Source organism: Saccharothrix texasensis (genome assembly GCF_003752005.1).
GTDB lineage: Bacteria > Actinomycetota > Actinomycetes > Mycobacteriales > Pseudonocardiaceae > Actinosynnema > Actinosynnema texasense.
In genome coordinates this window covers 8,667,543-8,685,010 of the sequence record NZ_RJKM01000001.1, presented here as the reverse complement: position 1 = coordinate 8,685,010, position 17,468 = coordinate 8,667,543, and the positions used below count along the sequence as shown (strand labels likewise).

The following is a 17,468-nucleotide window of genomic DNA, read 5'->3' as shown; positions in this document are numbered from 1 at the left end:
CGGCGGGGGTGTGCGCCGCACCCTCGCCGGACGGGGTCGGGTCAGTCGACGCCGCGCATCAACCGGTGGATGGACTTCGTCGCGACGACCAGCGCGACGCCGAGGCCGATCGCCACCGCGCCCAGCACGCCGAAGTACGCCACCGCGTTCTCGTCGCTGTAGAACCGGACCACGATCGCGCCCACGCCCGAACCGGCCGCCGTGGCCAGGAACCACAGGCCCATGGTCTGCGAGGCGAACGCGCGCGGCGCGAGCTTCGTCGTCACCGACAGGCCCACGGGCGAGAGCATCAGCTCACCGCACGTCATGACCAGGTACATCAGCACCAGCCACAGGAAGCTCACCCGCACCGCCGGGTCTCCCTGGCTGGCGACCATCATCAGCAGGAACGACAAGCCGACCAGCAGCAGCGCGTAGCCGAACTTGCGCGGCGTCGCGGGCTGGCGCTTGCCCAGCTTCACCCACAGCAGCGCGAACAGCGGCGCCACCGCGATGATCATCACGGGGTTGATCGACTGGATGAACGACGGCGGGAACCGCAGGCCGAGGAACGAGTTGTCGACCCGGGTGTCGGCGAACGCGGCGATCACCGTCGCGCTCTGCTCGAACAGCAGCCAGAACATCGCCGCCGCGATGAACAGCGGGATGTAGGCGATCACCCGCGACCGCTCCACCGGCGTGGTGCGCGGGCTGCGGATCATCACGGTGAAGTAGCCGATCGGCAGCAGCACCGACAGCAGGCTGATCAGGTTGATCACGCCCTCGGCGCCCAGCACCCCGAGCACCACCAGCAGCGCCACCACGGCCACCGCGCCGAGCGCCACGGCCACGATCCGACCGATCACCCGGACGCGCTCCTCGGCGGGCAGCGGGAACGGCGGCGCGGCGGCCGAGTCGCCGAGGCCGCGCCGGCCGAGCCGGTAGACGACCAGGCCCAGCGCCATGCCGACCGCCGCCGCGCCGAAGCCGAGGTGCCAGTCGTAGGTCTCGCCGAGGTACCCGCACACCAGCGGCGCGAGGAAGCCGCCGAGGTTGATGCCCATGTAGAAGATCGTGAAGCCGGAGTCGCGGCGCGGGTCCTGCTGCTCGTACAGGCCGCCGACCACCGTGGAGATGTTCGGCTTGAGCAGGCCGGTGCCGAGCACGATCAGGATCAGGCCGGTGTAGACGCCCGCCACGCCGATCGGCAGCGCGAGCGCGACGTGCCCGAGCATGATCAGCACGCCGCCGTAGAACACGGCCCGCTGCCCGCCGAGCACCCGGTCGGCCAGCCAGCCGCCCGCGACGCCGGACATGTAGACCGACGCGCCGTAGATGGCGACCAGCGACAGCGCGAAGCTCTTGTCGAGCCCGAGCGCGCCCTCGGCGGTGGACCGGTACAGGTAGTAGGCGAGGATCGCCTTCATCCCGTAGTAGGAGAAGCGCTCCCACAGCTCGGTGAAGAACAGCGTCGACAGTCCTCGGGGGTGACCGAAGAAGCCCCGCTGCGGGGTGGAGACGGCGCTCGTGGCGCTCACTGGTTCCTCCTGTGTCAACGATGTCACCGTCGGCGTACCGGGTCACGTTACGCCGTACGGGGGTATGCGATGAAACCGTGATACGACCGAGTGGCCTACTGCACAGCCTCAGGGTGCGCTCCGGTTCAACGTTTGGTGCACTCGTGGGGTGGATCTGATCGAGGCTCACGGACGCGCGATGACGGAGTTCGACTCGCGGGTGCGCCGGGTGCGCCCCGAGCAGTGGGACTGGGGTACCCCGTGCAAGGAGTGGTCTGTGCACGACCTGGTCAACCACTTGGTGCACGAGCAGCTGTGGGCGCCGGAGCTGCTGGCCGGCTGCACGGTCGAGCAGGTGGGCGACCGCTTCGAGGGCGACCAGCTCGGCAGCGACCCGCTGCACTCGTGGGTGTTGGCGGCGGCTGCCGCGCGTGAGGCGTGGATCGCGCCGAAAGCGCTGCTCAAGCCGGTGCACCTGAGCTACGGCAGGGCGACGGCGGTCGAGTACGGCTGGCAGATGACGTCCGACCTGGCCGTGCACTCCTGGGACCTGGCCCGCGCGATCGGCGTGGACGAGCGGATCGACCCGGACCTCGCCGAGACGGTGCTGGAGCACATCGAGCCGGACGCGGAGGCGTGGGCGGCGAGCGGGCTGTTCGACCCGCCGGTGCCGGCGCCGGACGACGCGGACCCGCAGACCAGGCTCGTCGCACTGCTCGGCCGGACCCCCTGACCGCGGTTCCCGCCACTCGGGCGGCGGTTCGCGCAGCGGTGGTCCACCGCGGGGAAGAGCCCATCGGAAGCTCTTCCCCGCGGCCCATTCCTTGGCACGGGCGGGGCCCCCGTCACCAAGCCCGGTAGCGCACGCCCCGTCCCGCGCAGCTCCCCGACCGCGCCGGACGGGGCGCACCTCCCCCTCGCGGCGTGCGCAGCCCCCGACGTCCCGACGCACAGGACAGTGATAGCCCTCGCGCGTTGTCAGCGGTCGGGGGTCGCCGCCTTGACAACACTTCCCGGACAACGGCGTCGGGCCCCGCCGCGTGGTGCGGCGGGGCCCGGGCGGTGTCGAACGGTCGTGGCGGGACCGGCGGGGTCAGGGGCCGCTGACGCCCGGCTCCCAGCTCTCCGGCCGGCCGCTCTCGGTCAGCAGCAGCTGCCAGTCGCCGAAGCCCATCGGCGCGTCGTGGTGCCACGGGAACTTGCCGTCCGCGGTCGGCAGGATGATCTGGAGCGCGGCGAAGTCGCCCTTGCCGTAGAGCAGGAACGCGCTGCCGAAGAACTCCGGGTAGAAGCCCTTGAAGACGCGCTCGAACGTGACCGGCACGCCGTCGAGGAAGTCGTGGTAGAGCCGACCGGGCACGAACCTCTCGCCACGCCTGGCGCGGTCGACGTAGGCCCGGATGAGCACTTGCGCGTGCTCCGGCGGCAGGCCCAGCACCACGGCCTCGGCGACGCCGAACCGACGCCACGCGCCGACGGAGAACGAGTAGCCGGCGCCTTCGGCGTCCTCCGGCACGGTGACGACGGCGTGGCCGTGCTGCTCGGCCTGCGTCAACAGCCAGTTGCGCAGGTTGATGTCCTGGACGGAGGGGGCGGAGGGGTTCGACACCCGGCCATTGTGCCCGTTGCCCGCGTGAACCCCGCATGAGCGCGGCCCCGACGTGCCCCGGACGGCGGCCCCGGACGGACGTCAGCCCCGCGTCGGCACTGCCGGCGCGGGGCTGACGGGACGGGCCGGGGTCAGTCGACCTCGGCCATCACCTCGTCGGAGACGTCGAAGTTCGCGAACACGTTCTGCACGTCGTCGCAGTCCTCGAGCGCGTCGATCAGCTTGAAGATCTTCCGCGCGCCCTCGGCCTCCAGCTGCACGGTCACCGAGGGCAGGAAGTTCGCCTCCGCCGACTCGTAGTCGTACCCGGCTTCCTGCAGGGACTTGCGCACCGCGACCATGTCACCGGCCTCGGACACGACCTCGTAGCTCTCGCCGAGGTCGTTGACCTCCTCCGCGCCCGCGTCGAGCACCGCCATCAGCACGTCGTCCTCGGACAGGTCGCCCTTCGGCACGATGACCACGCCCTTGCGGGTGAACATGTAGGCCACCGAGCCCGGGTCGGCCATCGAGCCGCCGTTGCGGGTCATCGCGGTGCGGACCTCGGACGCGGCCCGGTTGCGGTTGTCGGTCAGGCACTCGACCAGCACCGCCACGCCGTTGGGGCCGTAGCCCTCGTACATGATGGTCTGCCAGTCCGCGCCGCCCGCTTCCTCGCCACCGCCGCGCTTGCGGGCGCGCTCGATGTTGTCCAGGGGCACGGAGTTCTTCCGCGCCTTCTGGATGGCGTCGTACAGGGTCGGGTTGCCGTCGGGGTCGCTACCGCCGGTGCGGGCCGCCACCTCGATGTTCTTGATCAGCCGCGCGAAGAGCTTGCCGCGCTTGGCGTCGATTGCGGCCTTCTTGTGCTTGGTGGTCGCCCACTTTGAGTGGCCGCTCATCTTTCCTCCGTCGAATACTCAGCCCGCGGCACGGACCATGTCCACGAAAAGGCGGTGCACCCGCCCGTCGCCGGTCAGTTCCGGGTGGAACGAGGTGGCGAGCACGTGCCCCTGCCGAACCGCGACGATCCTACCGGCGGCCTCTCCGGCGTCTTCCGTTTCGGGCACCCGGGCGAGCACTTCCACTTCGGACCCCGCCGATTCCACCCACGGGGCGCGGATGAACACGGCGTGCACCTCGCCCACGTCGGTGAAGTCGAGTTCGGCCTCGAAGGAATCGACCTGCCTGCCGAACGCGTTGCGCCGCACCACGATGTCGAGCCCGCCGAGCTGGTGCTGGTCGGGCCGCCCGTCCAGGACGCGGTCGGCCAGCAGGATCATCCCGGCGCACGAGCCGTAGGCGGGCATGCCCTCCTTGATCCGGGCGCGCAGCGGTTCGAGCAGGTCGAACGTGGCGAGCAGCCGGCTGATGGTGGTCGACTCGCCGCCGGGCAGCACCACGCCGTCGACCTCGGCCAGCTCCTCGGGCCGGCGGATCGGGCGGGCGAGCACGTCGGCCTCGGCCAACGCGACGAGGTGCTCACGGACGTCGCCCTGGAGGGCGAGGACACCGACGACGGACACGGCTGGATTTCCTCCTAGGTGGAACTGCCACCAGCCTAGGTGACCGGGCCGGACGGGTGCTCGTGGCACCCGCCCGGCCGTTCGGTCATCCCGCGACGCGCCAGTCGCGCACCGCGACCCGTTCGACGGCTTGGTGGGCCGTCGAACGACGGGCTCTGGCGGCTCGCCCGCACCGGGAGGGAATGGTCCGGCGAGCACCGGGGGAAGCCGGGACGCGAACCGGCCGACGGTTCCGGCCGGCCGCGGGTGCGCGGCGGGCGGGAATGGCGTCCGACCGATCGGAAAACCACATCGCGGCACGTCGACGCAACGGGCGAACCGGCATCCGGCGCGTTCTCCGACTTCCCGGCATGACTTCGGACCGAAGCGCGCGGTGGCCTGTTGTAGCAGGTCCGGCCGCCGAACAGCCCGATTGGGGCACTCGACGGCGGCCGACTACGCGCGCTGGTGTCGAACCATGACGGTAAAACGTTAGTGGTTCACGACCGGCTCCCGGAAATCGCTTGAGGAAGACTTGATGTAATCCTGTTCACAATGTCCGGAAAGGGCCTGGTCCCGTCCACGCCCTCGCCCGGACAGGGCGCGGTCGAGATCGGCCCAGAGGTCCTCGACGTCTTCCAGGCCGACGCTCAGGCGCAGGAGGCCGGCGGGCACCCCGGACGCCTCGCGGGCGGTGTCGGGCACCAGCCGGTGGGTGAGCGCGGCGGGGTGCTCGATGAGCGTGTCGACCGAACCGAGGCTCACCGCGGGCGTGATCAGCTCGAGCCTGCGCACGACCGCGGTCGGGTCCTCGCGGGTGGTGAACGCGAGCATCGCGCCCGGACCGCGCAGCTGCCTGCCGATCAGCCCGGCCGGGTCGGCGCCGGGCAGGCTCGGGTGGCGGACCAGCCCGGTGCCGGGGTGGGCCGCGAGGCGCGCGGCCAGCTCGGTCGCGCCGCGCTGGGCGGCCTCGACGCGGAGCGGCAGCGTGGCCAGGCCGCGGTGCATGAGGTAGCCGCCCAGCGGGTGCAGCACCGCGCCGGTGATGATCCGGACCTGGCGCAACGGCCCGGCGTGCTCCTCGGCGCACGCCACCACGCCGCCGAGCACGTCGCCGTGCCCGCCGAGGTACTTGGTGCCGGAGTGCAGCACGTAGGTGGCGCCGTGGGCGGCCGGGTTCTGCAGCACGGGCGTGGCGAACGTGTTGTCCACCATCACCGGGACGTCACCCGCCCGGGCGACAACGGCGGCGATGTCCAGCAGGTCCAGGTTGGGGTTGGCCGGTGTCTCGATGACCACCAGGCCGGTCTGCGGGGTGATCGCGTCGCCGACCTGGTCGACCGACGCGTACGTGGTGCGCACGCCGAGCAGGCCGGAGGACAGCAGGTGGTCGGTGCCGCCGTAGATGGGGCGCACGGCGACCACGTGCGGCTTGCCGGGCAGCACGCACGCGGCCTGCACCACGGCGGTCACCGCGGCCATGCCGCTGCCGAACGCCACGGCGGCCGATGTGCCCTCCAGCGCGGCCAGTGCCTGCTCGAACCGGGCCACGGTCGGGTTGTGCAGCCGGGAGTAGACCGGCGAGGCGGCGTGCGCCGCGCCCTCGGCGAGGTGTTGCAGCGCGTGGCCGCCCTCGGCCTGGTCGGGGATCGGGTAGGTGGTGGACAGGTCGATCGGCAGGGCGTGCACGCCCAGGTCGGCGAGGTCGTCGCGCCCACCGTGCACCGCCATCGTTCGCAACCGGGTCATGTCCGAATCTTGGACTTCTCGTCGGTGAACAGGGCAGACTTCCGCAGGTCGTTCGGCGGCGGGAGGGTTTTGCGGTGCTGGATTCGGTGGACGCGGCGATCGTGCAGGAGCTCCAGAAGGACGCTCGGCTGCCCAACAAGGACCTGGCGGACCGGGTCAACGTGGCCGCGTCGACGTGCGTGGTCCGGCACCGCTCGCTGCGCGAGCGCGGCGTGATCACCGGCTACCACGCGGAGGTCGACCTGGCCGCCGTGGGACGACCGGTGCAGGCGATCATCGCGGTGCGGGTCCGGCCGCACACCAGGGCGATCGTGGAGCCGTTCATGGACTACGTGCTGACGTTGCCGGAGGTGCTGGCGCTGTCGCACGTGGCGGGGCCGGAGGACTTCCTGGTGCACGTCGCGGTGTCGGACACGGCACACCTGCAACGACTGGTGCTCGACCGCTTCACCACCCGCCGGGAGGTCAGCGAGGTGCAGACGAACCTGCTGTTCCAGCACGTCCGCAAGCACACCGTGCCGCCCGCGGGCGGCGATCGGTGAGGCCGGGACGGGCGGCCGGTCGAAGGCGGAGGCGACGGCGCCGGCGGGCCGATCGGGTGAACTTGTGTTAGCAAAGGGGCATGGGGATCACGGCGGGTGGGGTCGAGGCGCTGCGCGAGTCGCTGGACGGGCGGTGGGGCGCGGTGCGGCGCGGCTCGGTGGAGTTGCTCGGCGGGCTCAAGCCGCCCGGTGAGCTGGAGCGCGAGGAGTACCGGGCCTGGGTGGCGGAGCAGCTGCACGCCTTGGCCGAGGGCGGTCACCCGCTGATCGGGTTCCCGGCCGAGCACGGCGGGCAGGACGACGTCGGCGGCTCGGTGGTGGCGTTCGAGGTCCTGGGGTTCGGCGACCTGTCGTTGATGGTCAAGGCGGGCGTGCAGTGGGGGCTGTTCGGCGGCGCGGTGCAGGCGTTGGGCACGGCCGGGCACCACGAGCGGTACCTGCGGGCGATCATGAGCTTGGAGTTGCCCGGCTGCTTCGCGATGACCGAGACCGGGCACGGGTCGGACGTGCAGCACCTGCGCACCACGGCCACCTACGACCCGGACACCGAGGAGTTCGTCGTCGACACGCCGGACCCGTCGGCGCGCAAGGACTACATCGGCAACGCGGCGCGCGACGGGCGGATGGCCGTGGTGTTCGCGCAGTTGGTGACCGGTGGGGTGACGCACGGCGTGCACGCGGTGCTCGTGCCGATCCGGGACGGGGGCGGCGCGCCGATGCCGGGCGTGCGGATCGAGGACTGCGGGCCGAAGGCCGGGCTGAACGGCGTCGACAACGGGCGGTTGTGGTTCGAGCGGGTGCGCGTGCCCCGGGCGAACCTGCTCAACCGGTACGGGGACGTCGCGCCGGACGGCACGTACTCCAGCCCGATCGAGGGTGAGGGCCGGCGGTTCTTCACCATGCTGGGCACGTTGGTCCGCGGGCGGATCAGCGTGGCCGGCGGCGCGGGCAGTGCGACCAAGAAGGCGCTGGCGCTGGCCGTCCGGTACGGCGAGACGCGTCGGCAGTTCACCCGGCCCGACACGGGCGAGGAAGTCGTGGTGCTCGACTACCTGGCGCACCAGCGGCGGCTGCTGCCGGCGTTGGCGACGACCTACGCGCTGCACTTCGCGCAGGAGGAGATGGTGTCGGCGCTGCACGACGTGAGCGACGACCGGCAGCAGCGGGAGCTGGAGTCGCGGGCGGCGGGGTTGAAGGCGGTGGCCACCTGGCACGCCACGCGGACGATCCAGACGTGCCGCGAGGCGTGCGGCGGCGCCGGGTACCTGTCGGAGAACCTGATCGCCGGGCTGAAGGCGGACACCGACGTGTTCACCACGTTCGAGGGCGACAACACGGTGCTGCTGCAACTGGTCGCGAAAGGGCTGCTGACCAGCTACCGCGACCACGTGGGCGACCTGGACCCGTGGGGCATGGCGCGGTTCGTGGCCGACCAGGCGGTGAACGTGGTCATCGAGCGGACCGCGGCGCGGGCGATCATCGACCGGCTGGTGTCGGGCAGCTCGGACGCGCTGCTGGACCGGGGTTGGCAGGTGCGGCAGTTCGAGGACCGCGAGAAGCACGTGCTGGAGGGTCTGGCCAGGCGGTTGCGGCGGGCGTCGAAGGAGGACGCGTTCGACGTGTTCAACGCCGCGCAGGACCACGTGCTGCACGCCGCGCGGGCCCACGTGGACCGGGTGGTGCTGGAGGCGTTCGTGGCGGCGGTGGACCGGTGCGAGGACCCGGAGGCCGCGGCGCTGCTGGACCAGGTGTGCGACCTGTACGCGCTGAGCACGATCGAGGCGGACCGGGCGTGGTTCCTGGAGCACGGCCGGCTCACGCCGCAGCGGGCCAAGGCGGTGTCGCAGGCGGTGAACGAACTGTGCGCCCGGCTGCGCCCGCGCGCCCGCGACCTGGTCGACGCGTTCGGCATCCCGGAGACGTGGCTCACTGCCCCGATCGCCGCGTGAGCGGCCGCGGGCGCGCGGAAAGGTCCAGAATGAGAGGTATGGACGACAGTGCGCTGATCAGCCTCGGACTGGCCCGGTACGTGCGAGCGGTGGCCGAGGAGATCGGCGTGCCACCCGAGGGCACCGAGTTCGAGGTCAGCGACACCGCCACCGCCTACCTGGGCCTGGAGGGGCCGGGACCCGACCTGATGCTGCTGTGGAACGAGCGGCGCGGCTGGTCGATCGCGGTGGAGACCGACCCGACCGAGAAGCCGGTCATCGTCGCGCACCTCGGCCTGCCGCTCGTGCCGCCGCCGGACGAGGTGGCGCAGTTCGTGGACGACGTGCTGGCGGGCCGCACGGGTGGCGCCGAGCCGGACTTCGGCACGACCCAGGACCGCCACCGGCTCGCCGGCCGGTTGAGCGCCTACCTCTAGGGCACGCCGACCCTCTAGGACACTCCGACGAACCGCAGGCCGGCCGTCGTCACCGCGGCCAGCACGACCACCACGACGAACGGCGCCTTGCGCCACGCCGCGACACCGGCGACGAGGACGCCGATCGGCAGGGCGAGGCCCGCGAAGCCCTGCCCCTTGGTCAACGAGGCCGTCGCGACCAGGGCGAACAGCAGCACGGTCGCCGAGGTGGACATCAGCAGCTCGACCCGCGCCGACAGCTCGACCCGGTCGCGCAGCAGCGGACCGGCCAGGCGGAACGCGTAGGTGCCCGCGGCGAGCACCAGGACCGCGGTCAGCGTCACCGCTCCACCTCCTGTCGTGCGGTGACCAGCAGGCCGCCCAGCGCGAACAGCACCGGGACGCCGGCGGGCAGGAACGGCGTGGTGGCCAGGGCGACGGCCGCGCCGAGCAGGGCGGCGTGCCGGGTGGCCCGGTCCTTGAGGGCGGGCAGCAGCAGCGCGAGCAGGGCCGCCGGGAACGCCGCGTCCAGCCCGAACGCGGCCGGGTCGCCGATGGTGCGGCCGATCAGCGCGCCCGCGACCACGGCGACGTTCCAGGAGATGAACAGCGCGACGCCGCACGACCAGTAGGCGGCCTTGGCCTTGCGCGGGTCGCTCTGGGCCAGCGCGAACGCGGTCGTCTCGTCGATCAGCAGGTGGCTGCCGACGAGCCGCGGCAGCAGACCCTTGCCCAGCACGTCGCCGACCGCCAGGCCGAACGGCAGGTGGCGGACGTTGAGCAGGAGCCCGGCCAGCACCGCCGCGGCCGGGCTGCCGCCCGCGGCGACCACCCCGACCGCCATGAACTGCGAGCCGCCCGCGAAGACCAGCACCGACATCACCACCGGCAGCCACCAGGGCAGGCCGGCACCGGTGGAGATCGCGCCGAACGAGGCGCCGCTGACCGCGGCGCCGGCGGCCACCGCGGCGACGTCACGCAGCAGCCCGGCATCAAGGGTTCGCCATGTCGAACGCATCGTCTTCTACGATGAACAGTGACAAGGCGTTCGTCAAGTCGAACGATTGGACTGTCATGCCGAACACAGGGGCGCCGCTCGACGTCATCGCCGCCTCGCTGCGCCGTGAGCGTGAACGCGTCGGGCTGTCGTTGAGCGAGCTGGCCAAGCGGGCCGGGATCGCGAAGTCCACGCTGTCCCAGCTGGAGTCGGCGAGCGGAAATCCCAGCGTGGAAACCCTGTGGGCGCTCGGCGTCGCGCTCGGCGTGCCGTTCTCGCGCCTGGTCGACCCGCCGACACCGCGCGTCCGGGTGATCCGCGCCGGCGAAGGCCCGGCGATCTACTCGGAACGCGCCCACTACACCGCGACCCTGCTGGCGTCCTGCCCGCCGGGCGCCCGGCGCGACATCTACCTGCTCCACCTGGAACCGGGCCCGGCCCGCGAGTCCGAACCGCACATGCCGGGCACCGTGGAACACGTGGTCGTGAGCACCGGCCGCCTGCTCGCCGGACCGCAGGAGGAGCCGGTCGAACTGGGCCCCGGCGACTACCTCCTCTACCCCGGCGACATCCCGCACACCGCCCAAGCACTCGAACCGAGCACGACCGCCCTGCTGGTCTCGGAACACGTCTAGCACGCACGTTCGAGCGATCCAGCCGACCGGTCGATGGATCGTGGACGTGAGCGAGCGCGAGACCATCCAGCGGACCATCCGCGAGTTCCACGAGGAGGATCGGTGACGGCCTTCGACATCGTGGCGGACCGCTCGGCGCTCATCGAGGTCGTGGCGAACAAGGCGCCCGACCGGGTGCTCCCGCGACGGCTGGCGAATTCGACCGCCGCCGCACCGACCGCGCTCGACGTCGAGGCGGGCCGAACGGCCACAAGGTCGACATCGAGGTCCACCCGGTCTCCTGACACGACGAACGGCCCGCCGGACGTCCGGCGGGCCGCGTCACGTCAGCGTTCTACCAGCCGCGCTCGGCCAGGCGGTGGGGCTCGGGGATCTCGTCCACGTTGATGCCGACCATGGCCTCGCCGAGGCCGCGCGACACCTTCGCGATCACGTCCGGGTCGTCGTGGAAGGTCGTCGCCTTCACGATCGCCTCCGCGCGCTGCGCCGGGTTGCCGGACTTGAAGATGCCCGAACCGACGAACACGCCCTCCGCGCCGAGCTGCATCATCATCGCCGCGTCGGCCGGGGTGGCGATGCCGCCCGCGGTGAACAGCACGACCGGCAGCTTGCCCGCCTCGGCGACCTCGCGGACCAGCTCGTACGGCGCCTGGAGCTCCTTCGCCGCCACGTACAGCTCGTCGGCGGGCAGGTTCTGCAGCCGCAGGATCTCCGCGCGGATCTTGCGCATGTGCGTGGTGGCGTTGGAGACGTCGCCGGTGCCGGCCTCGCCCTTGGAGCGGATCATCGCCGCGCCCTCGGTGATGCGGCGCAGCGCCTCGCCCAGGTTCGTCGCACCGCACACGAACGGCACGGTGAACTGCCACTTGTCGATGTGGTTGGCGTAGTCGGCCGGGGTCAGCACCTCGGACTCGTCGACGTAGTCCACGCCGAGGGACTGCAGCACCTGCGCCTCGACGAAGTGACCGATGCGGGCCTTGGCCATCACCGGGATCGACACCGCGGCGATGATGCCGTCGATCATGTCCGGGTCGCTCATCCGGGACACGCCGCCCTGCGCGCGGATGTCGGCGGGCACCCGCTCCAGCGCCATGACGGCCACGGCGCCGGCGTCCTCGGCGATCTTGGCCTGCTCGGCGTCGACCACGTCCATGATCACGCCGCCCTTGAGCATCTCCGCCATGCCCCGCTTGACGCGGGAAGTGCCGGTGACCTGGGTGCCGGCGTCGGGTGAAGTGGCCACGACCAGCCTTTCTCGAAGTAGAGGGGCGAACACCACCCATGGTAAGGCCGACGTGGACCGCCGAAGCATGCCAATCGAGCACGTTCTCGGCAGGCCACTTCCTCTTCCTTCGCAGGTAGTGGCGTACGCCACCCTCCCCGACCGCAGAGCGTCCACCGGCAGCCCGACGACGTGCGGCACGCGTGGTGACGGCCTCCGTCCGGATTCCTCCTGCCGGGTTGGGTGTGGCCACTTGGGGTTGTCCCCCACGCCGCACGGGTGTGAGATCGGACACTAAAGACTTGTGGAGGGTGGTCCCTATGGGCAGCAAGCACTCCGACAACGGCCACTCGGCAGGCGCGGTCGCTGTGGACGACCCGGCCAAGGTCCGCAACGTCGTGCTGGTCGGCCCGTCCGGCTCCGGCAAGACGACGCTCGCCGAGGCCCTGCTCGCCAGCACCGGCGTGCTGACCCGACCGGGATCGGTCACCGAGGGCAACACGGTGTGCGACCACGACCCCGCCGCCGTGCGCCAGCAGCGGTCCGTCGGCCTCGCGGTCGCCCCGGTCCAGCACGGCGACATCAAGATCAACCTCATCGACACGCCCGGTTACGCGGACTTCGTCGGTGAGCTGCGCGCGGGCCTGCGCGCGGCCGACGCGGCGCTGTTCGTGGTCAGCGCGGCCGAAGGCATCGACCCGGCGACGGTGGCGCTCTGGGAGGAGTGCGCGATGGTCGGCATGCCGCGCGCCGTCGTCATCGCCCGCACCGACCACCAGCGCGCCGACGTGCTCACCGAGATCACCGCCTGCCAGGTGGCGTTCGGCGCGGGCGTCGTGCCGCTGTACCTGCCCGACGGCGACGGGCTGGTCAACCTGCTCACCACCGACGACCCCCGCTTCGAGGAGGAGCGCAACGCGCTCATCGAGGGGATCATCGCGGAGAGCGAGGACGAGACCCTGATGGACCGCTACCTCGGCGGCGAGGAGGTCGACCAGGCGACGCTCGTCGCGGACCTGGAGACGGCGGTCGCCCGCGGCTCGTTCCACCCGGTGATGCCGGTGTGCGCGGTGACCGGCCTCGGCCTGCCGGAGGTGCTCGACGGCATCGCCCGCGCGTTCCCCTCCCCCCTGGAACACCCGCTGCCCGAGGTGACCGGCGTGGACGGCATCCCCCAGCCGCGCCTGGCGGCCGACCCGAACGGCCCGCTCGTGGCCGAGGTCGTGCGCACGGCCGTCGACTCGTACGTGGGCCGCGTGTCGCTGGTGCGCGTGTTCTCCGGGACGCTGCGCCCCGAACGCCCGGTGCACGTCTCGGGCCACGGCATGGCCGACCGCGGTCACGAGGACCACGACGTGGACGAGCGGGTCGCGCACGTCTACTCGCCGTTGGGCGCGAACCTGCGCGAGGTGCCGTACTGCGTGGCGGGCGACCTGTGCGCGTTGACGAAGCTGGGCTCCGCCGAAACCGGCGACACGGTGTCCGCGCCGGAGAAGCCCCTGCTGATGGTCCCGTGGGAGATGCCGGAACCGCTGCTGCCGGTGGCCGTCGTCCCGCGCAGCCGCAGCGACGAGGACAACCTCGCCCGCAACCTCGCCAAGCTGGTCGCGGGCGACCCGACGCTGCGGCTGGAGCGCAACGCCGAGACGCACCAGCTCGTGCTGTGGTGCATGGGCGAGGCGCACGCGGACGTCGTGCTGGCGCGGTTGCGCGCGGGCGGCGCGGACGTCGACACCGAGCCGGTGCGCGTGGCGTTGCGGGAGACGTTCGCGGAACCGGCCAAGGGCCACGGCCGGCACGTGAAGCAGTCCGGCGGCCACGGCCAGTACGCCGTGTGCGACATCGTCGTCGACCCCCTGCCCCGCGGGTCCGGCTTCGAGTTCGTGGACAAGGTCGTCGGCGGCGCCGTGCCGAACCAGTTCATCCCCAGCGTCGAGAAGGGGGTGCGGGCCCAGCTCGAACGCGGCCTGCACGGCGGCCACCCGGTCGTGGACATCCGCGTCACCCTGGTGGACGGCAAGGCGCACTCCGTCGACTCGTCGGACGCCGCCTTCCAGACCGCCGGCTCCCTGGCGTTGAAGGAGGCCGCCGCCAACGGCCGGACGTGCCTGCTCGAACCCGTCGACGAAGTGACCGTGCGGCTGCCCGACGACCACCTGGGCACTGTGCTGGGCGACCTGTCAAGCCGCCGCGGCCGCGTGCTGGGCACGGAAGCGGAAAGCCCGGGCTACACGGTGATCCGCGCCGAGGTGCCCGCCACCGAACTCCTCCGCTACGCCGTCGAGCTGCGCTCCCTGACCTCGGGCACCGGCACCTACACCCGCCACTTCAGCCGCTACGACCCACTCCCCCAAGCCCTCGCCACCCAGACGAAATGAGCCCACCACACACCGCCACGCCCCCACCAAGGCCCACCACCGAGCGCTGAACTCACGCCCTCCGAACGTTGAACTCACGCCCTCCGAACGTTGGACTCTCGCACCCTGAACGTCGGACTCTCGCCGTCCTGAACGTTCAACTCGACCATCCGGAACGTAGGACACGCGTGTTCTGGAGGTAGGACACGCGTCGGGTCAGGTGTTCTGGGGGAAGCCCAGGTTCACGCCACCGTGCGACGGGTCGAGCCAGCGGCCGGTGACGACCTTCGTGCGGGTGAAGAAGTGCACGCCCTCCGGCCCGTACGCGTGCGAGTCGCCGAACAGCGAGTCCTTCCACCCGCCGAACGAGTAGTACGCCACCGGCACCGGGATCGGCACGTTCACGCCCACCATCCCGACCTCGACCTCGTTCTGGAACCGCCGTGCCGCCCCGCCGTCGTTGGTGAAGATCGCGGTGCCGTTGCCGTACGGGTTGGCGTTGACCACCTCCAGCGCGTCGTCGTACGTCGCCACCCGCAGCACCGACAGCACGGGGCCGAAGATCTCGTCCCGGTAGATCGCCATGTCCGTGCCGACGTGGTCGAACAGCGTCGGTCCGAGCCAGAAACCCTCCGCCGCGCCGTCGATCTCGTGCGACCGGCCGTCCACCACCAGCGTCGCGCCCTCGTCCTGACCGCCGTCGACGTAGGACACGACGCGGTCGCGGTGCGCGCCGGTGACCAACGGCCCCATCTCGCAGCCCGGACGGCGGCCGTCGCCGACGTGCAGCGCCCGGACGCGGTCCACGATCTTCGACACCAGCTCGTCGCCGACCGGGTCCACCGCGACGACGACCGAGATCGCCATGCACCGCTCGCCCGCCGAGCCGAACCCGGCCGACACGGCCGCGTCCGCCGCCAGGTCGAGGTCCGCGTCCGGCAGCACGACCATGTGGTTCTTGGCGCCGCCCAGCGCCTGCACGCGCTTGCCGTGCCGCGTCCCGGTCTCGTAGACGTACCGCGCGATCGGTGTCGACCCCACGAACGACACCGCCTTCACGTCCGGGTGCTCCAGCAGCCGGTCCACCGCGACCTTGTCGCCGTGCACGACGTTCAGCACGCCGTCGGGCAACCCGGCCTCGGCGAACAGCTCCGCGATGAAGTTCGCCGCCGACGGGTCCTTCTCCGACGGTTTGAGCACCACCGCGTTGCCGCACGCGATCGCGTTCGGCACGAACCACAGCGGCACCATCGCCGGGAAGTTGAACGGCGAGATCACGCCGACCACGCCCAGCGGCTGCTGGATGGAGTACACGTCGACCCGCGTGGACGCGTTCTCGCTGAACCCGCCCTTGAGCAGGTGCGGGATGCCGCACGCGAACTCGACGGACTCCAGCGCGCGCTGCACCTCCCCCGCCGCGTCGGACAGCACCTTGCCGTGCTCGGCGGTGACGATCGCGGCCAGTTCGCTCTTGCGGGAGTTGAGCAGCTCGCGGAACGCGAACATCACGTTCGACCGCTGCGCGAGCGACGCGTCGCGCCACGACCCGAACGCCGCGCGCGCCGCCGCGACCGCCTCGTCCACGGTGGACTCGTCGGCGAAGTCGACCCGACTCGCCACCTGCCCGGTAGCCGGGTCGTAGACGTCGCCGGAGCGCGCGCTCTCGCCCTGCCACGGCTTGCCGCCGATCCAGTGGCCGATCCTCGCGGTGGTCACAGCACGTCCTCCAGGATGCCGAGCGCTTCCTCGACCTCGTCCTCGGTCAACGTCATCGGCGGGGCGAGGCGGATGACGTTGCCGTACAGGCCGCCCTTGCCCACCAGCAGCCCGCGTTCGCGGGTGCCTTCCAGCACCGCGACGGCCCTCGCCGGGTCCGGCGCGCCGTCCGGGCCCACCATCTCCAGCCCGATCATCAGGCCCTTGCCGCGCACGTCGCCGACCGCGGGCCGGTCCGCCGCGATGTCGCGCAGCCCGTCGATCAGCCGTTCGCCGAGCTTGGCGGCGTTGGCCTGCAGGTCGTTGTCGAGCAGGTAGTCCAACGTCGCCAGCGCGCCGGTGGTGGCGATCGGGTTGCCGCCGAACGTGGACAGCGAGTTGGCCGTGAGGCAGTCCATCAGGTCGCCGCGCGCGACCACGCCGCCGATCGCGAGACCGTTGCCGAGGCCCTTGGCGAACGTCATCGCGTCGGGTGTCACGCCGTGCGACTGGATGCCCCAGAAGTGCTCGCCGGTGCGGCCCCACCCGGTTTGCACCTCGTCGGAGACGAACAGGATGCCGTACTCGTCGAGCACTTCCTTGAACGCGCCGAACAGCCCGTCCGGCGGCGAGGAGAACCCGCCGACGCCCTGGATCGGCTCGGCGATCATGCACGCCACGTCGCCCGCGGTGGTCGTCTCGATCACCTCGCGCAGGTCGGCCACGCACGCCTTGACGTAGTCGGCGTCGGAGAGGTCCTTGAACGGGCTGCGGTACCGGTAGCCGCCGTGCACCCAGCTGACCTTCACCGGGCTGAGCGAGGACGCCGACCAGCCCCGGTTGCCGGTGATCGCGACCGTGGCGAACGCCCGGCCGTGGTAGGAGTTGCGCAGCGCGAGGACCTGGTCGCTGCGGCGGAACTGGGTGGCCAGCATGAGCGCCGTCTCATTGGCCTCGGTGCCGGAGTTGGTGAAGAACACCTTGGCGTCCGGGATGCCGGACAGCTCGGCGATCTTCTCGGCCAGCTCGACCTGCGAGCGGATCAGGTAGAGCGTGGAGCTGTGCAGCACGCCGGTCGCGAGCTGGGACCGGATCGCGTCGGAGATCTCGGCGACGTCGTAGCCGACCGCGTTGGTCAGGATGCCGGCGAAGAAGTCCAGGTAGGTGCGCCCTTCACGGTCGGTGACGCGGCGTCCGCTCGCGCTCGCCAGCTCGATCGGGTGCTCGTAGTAGAGGGCCATCCAGTCGGGCATCACCGCGCGGTGCCGGGCCAGCAACTCCTCGTGTCCCATCGCGTCCTCCGGTCGTAGGTCCCTCCAGAGGAGTCTGGTCGGCGGT

The 17,468-nt window shown here is 71.7% G+C and carries 16 protein-coding genes; 6 read left to right on the top strand and 10 right to left on the bottom strand.

All coding sequences use genetic code 11. The features are described from left to right. Positions 1-41: 41 nt before the first annotated feature. Complete coding sequence (locus EDD40_RS38755; RefSeq protein ID WP_123747289.1) at positions 42-1,517, bottom strand: peptide MFS transporter; 1,476 nt, start codon at positions 1,515-1,517, stop codon at positions 42-44. Positions 1,518-1,695: 178 nt separating this feature from the next. On the opposite strand from EDD40_RS38755, the gene EDD40_RS38750 reads away from it, so the two are divergent. Then, the gene (locus tag EDD40_RS38750) at positions 1,696-2,229 is read left to right on the top strand and encodes a TIGR03086 family metal-binding protein (RefSeq protein ID WP_123747288.1); all 534 of its coding nucleotides are present in this window, start codon (positions 1,696-1,698) and stop codon (positions 2,227-2,229) included. Between the two features lie 360 nt (positions 2,230-2,589). On the opposite strand, the gene EDD40_RS38745 is transcribed toward EDD40_RS38750, so the two are convergent. The 4 genes from EDD40_RS38745 to EDD40_RS38730 form a co-directional block, all read right to left on the bottom strand. Next, entirely contained in the window at positions 2,590-3,105 is a 516-nt protein-coding gene (locus EDD40_RS38745) for a DUF4262 domain-containing protein (protein WP_123747287.1), read from the bottom strand. 131 nt (positions 3,106-3,236) lie between these two features. After that, positions 3,237-3,986 carry a YebC/PmpR family DNA-binding transcriptional regulator gene (locus EDD40_RS38740; protein WP_123747286.1) on the bottom strand — a complete coding sequence of 250 codons (750 nt, stop codon included), beginning with the start codon at positions 3,984-3,986 and terminating at the stop codon, positions 3,237-3,239. An 18-nt stretch (positions 3,987-4,004) separates the two neighbouring features. Continuing rightward, positions 4,005-4,610: a pyridoxal 5'-phosphate synthase glutaminase subunit PdxT gene (gene pdxT, locus EDD40_RS38735; protein ID WP_123747285.1), complete on the bottom strand. Its 606-nt coding sequence runs from the start codon at positions 4,608-4,610 to the stop codon at positions 4,005-4,007. Positions 4,611-5,081: 471 nt separating this feature from the next. Continuing rightward, complete coding sequence (locus EDD40_RS38730; protein ID WP_123747284.1) at positions 5,082-6,338, bottom strand: trans-sulfuration enzyme family protein; 1,257 nt, start codon at positions 6,336-6,338, stop codon at positions 5,082-5,084. 74 nt (positions 6,339-6,412) lie between these two features. On the opposite strand from EDD40_RS38730, the gene EDD40_RS38725 reads away from it, so the two are divergent. From EDD40_RS38725 to EDD40_RS38715, 3 genes are all read left to right on the top strand, one after another. Further along, positions 6,413-6,880: an Lrp/AsnC family transcriptional regulator gene (locus tag EDD40_RS38725; RefSeq protein ID WP_123747283.1), complete on the top strand. Its 468-nt coding sequence runs from the start codon at positions 6,413-6,415 to the stop codon at positions 6,878-6,880. 80 nt (positions 6,881-6,960) lie between these two features. Next, positions 6,961-8,829 carry an acyl-CoA dehydrogenase family protein gene (locus tag EDD40_RS38720; protein WP_123747282.1) on the top strand — a complete coding sequence of 623 codons (1,869 nt, stop codon included), beginning with the start codon at positions 6,961-6,963 and terminating at the stop codon, positions 8,827-8,829. Positions 8,830-8,867: 38 nt separating this feature from the next. After that, positions 8,868-9,245 carry a DUF6292 family protein gene (locus tag EDD40_RS38715; RefSeq protein ID WP_123747281.1) on the top strand — a complete coding sequence of 126 codons (378 nt, stop codon included), beginning with the start codon at positions 8,868-8,870 and terminating at the stop codon, positions 9,243-9,245. Positions 9,246-9,259: 14 nt separating this feature from the next. On the opposite strand, the gene EDD40_RS38710 is transcribed toward EDD40_RS38715, so the two are convergent. Both EDD40_RS38710 and EDD40_RS38705 read right to left on the bottom strand, forming a co-directional pair. After that, positions 9,260-9,568, bottom strand: coding sequence for an AzlD domain-containing protein (locus EDD40_RS38710; protein ID WP_123747280.1), 309 nt, complete (start codon positions 9,566-9,568; stop codon positions 9,260-9,262). Then, positions 9,565-10,242, bottom strand: coding sequence for an AzlC family ABC transporter permease (locus EDD40_RS38705; RefSeq protein WP_123747279.1), 678 nt, complete (start codon positions 10,240-10,242; stop codon positions 9,565-9,567). Before EDD40_RS38705 ends, EDD40_RS38710 begins: the two co-directional genes overlap by 4 nt. A gap of 56 nt (positions 10,243-10,298) precedes the next feature. Between EDD40_RS38705 and EDD40_RS38700 the strand changes: the two genes are divergently transcribed. Further along, positions 10,299-10,856: a helix-turn-helix domain-containing protein gene (locus EDD40_RS38700; RefSeq protein ID WP_123748604.1), complete on the top strand. Its 558-nt coding sequence runs from the start codon at positions 10,299-10,301 to the stop codon at positions 10,854-10,856. A gap of 334 nt (positions 10,857-11,190) precedes the next feature. Here EDD40_RS38700 and pdxS read toward each other — a convergent pair whose 3' ends face one another. Beyond that, positions 11,191-12,168, bottom strand: a complete 978-nt coding sequence (gene pdxS, locus EDD40_RS38695) for a pyridoxal 5'-phosphate synthase lyase subunit PdxS (RefSeq protein ID WP_425471308.1) — start codon at positions 12,166-12,168, stop codon at positions 11,191-11,193. A 230-nt stretch (positions 12,169-12,398) separates the two neighbouring features. Here pdxS and EDD40_RS38690 point away from each other — a divergent pair, with 230 nt between their 5' ends. Next, the gene (locus EDD40_RS38690; protein ID WP_123747278.1) at positions 12,399-14,456 is read left to right on the top strand and encodes an elongation factor G-like protein EF-G2; all 2,058 of its coding nucleotides are present in this window, start codon (positions 12,399-12,401) and stop codon (positions 14,454-14,456) included. 195 nt (positions 14,457-14,651) lie between these two features. On the opposite strand, the gene EDD40_RS38685 is transcribed toward EDD40_RS38690, so the two are convergent. Together EDD40_RS38685 and EDD40_RS38680 are read right to left on the bottom strand one after the other, a co-directional pair. Then, a complete protein-coding gene (locus EDD40_RS38685) occupies positions 14,652-16,151 on the bottom strand; it encodes a CoA-acylating methylmalonate-semialdehyde dehydrogenase (protein WP_123747277.1) in 1,500 nt (499 codons plus the stop codon). Next, the gene (locus tag EDD40_RS38680; RefSeq protein WP_425471364.1) at positions 16,148-17,371 is read right to left on the bottom strand and encodes an aspartate aminotransferase family protein; all 1,224 of its coding nucleotides are present in this window, start codon (positions 17,369-17,371) and stop codon (positions 16,148-16,150) included. Before EDD40_RS38680 ends, EDD40_RS38685 begins: the two co-directional genes overlap by 4 nt. Between the last annotated feature and the right edge of the window lie 97 nt (positions 17,372-17,468).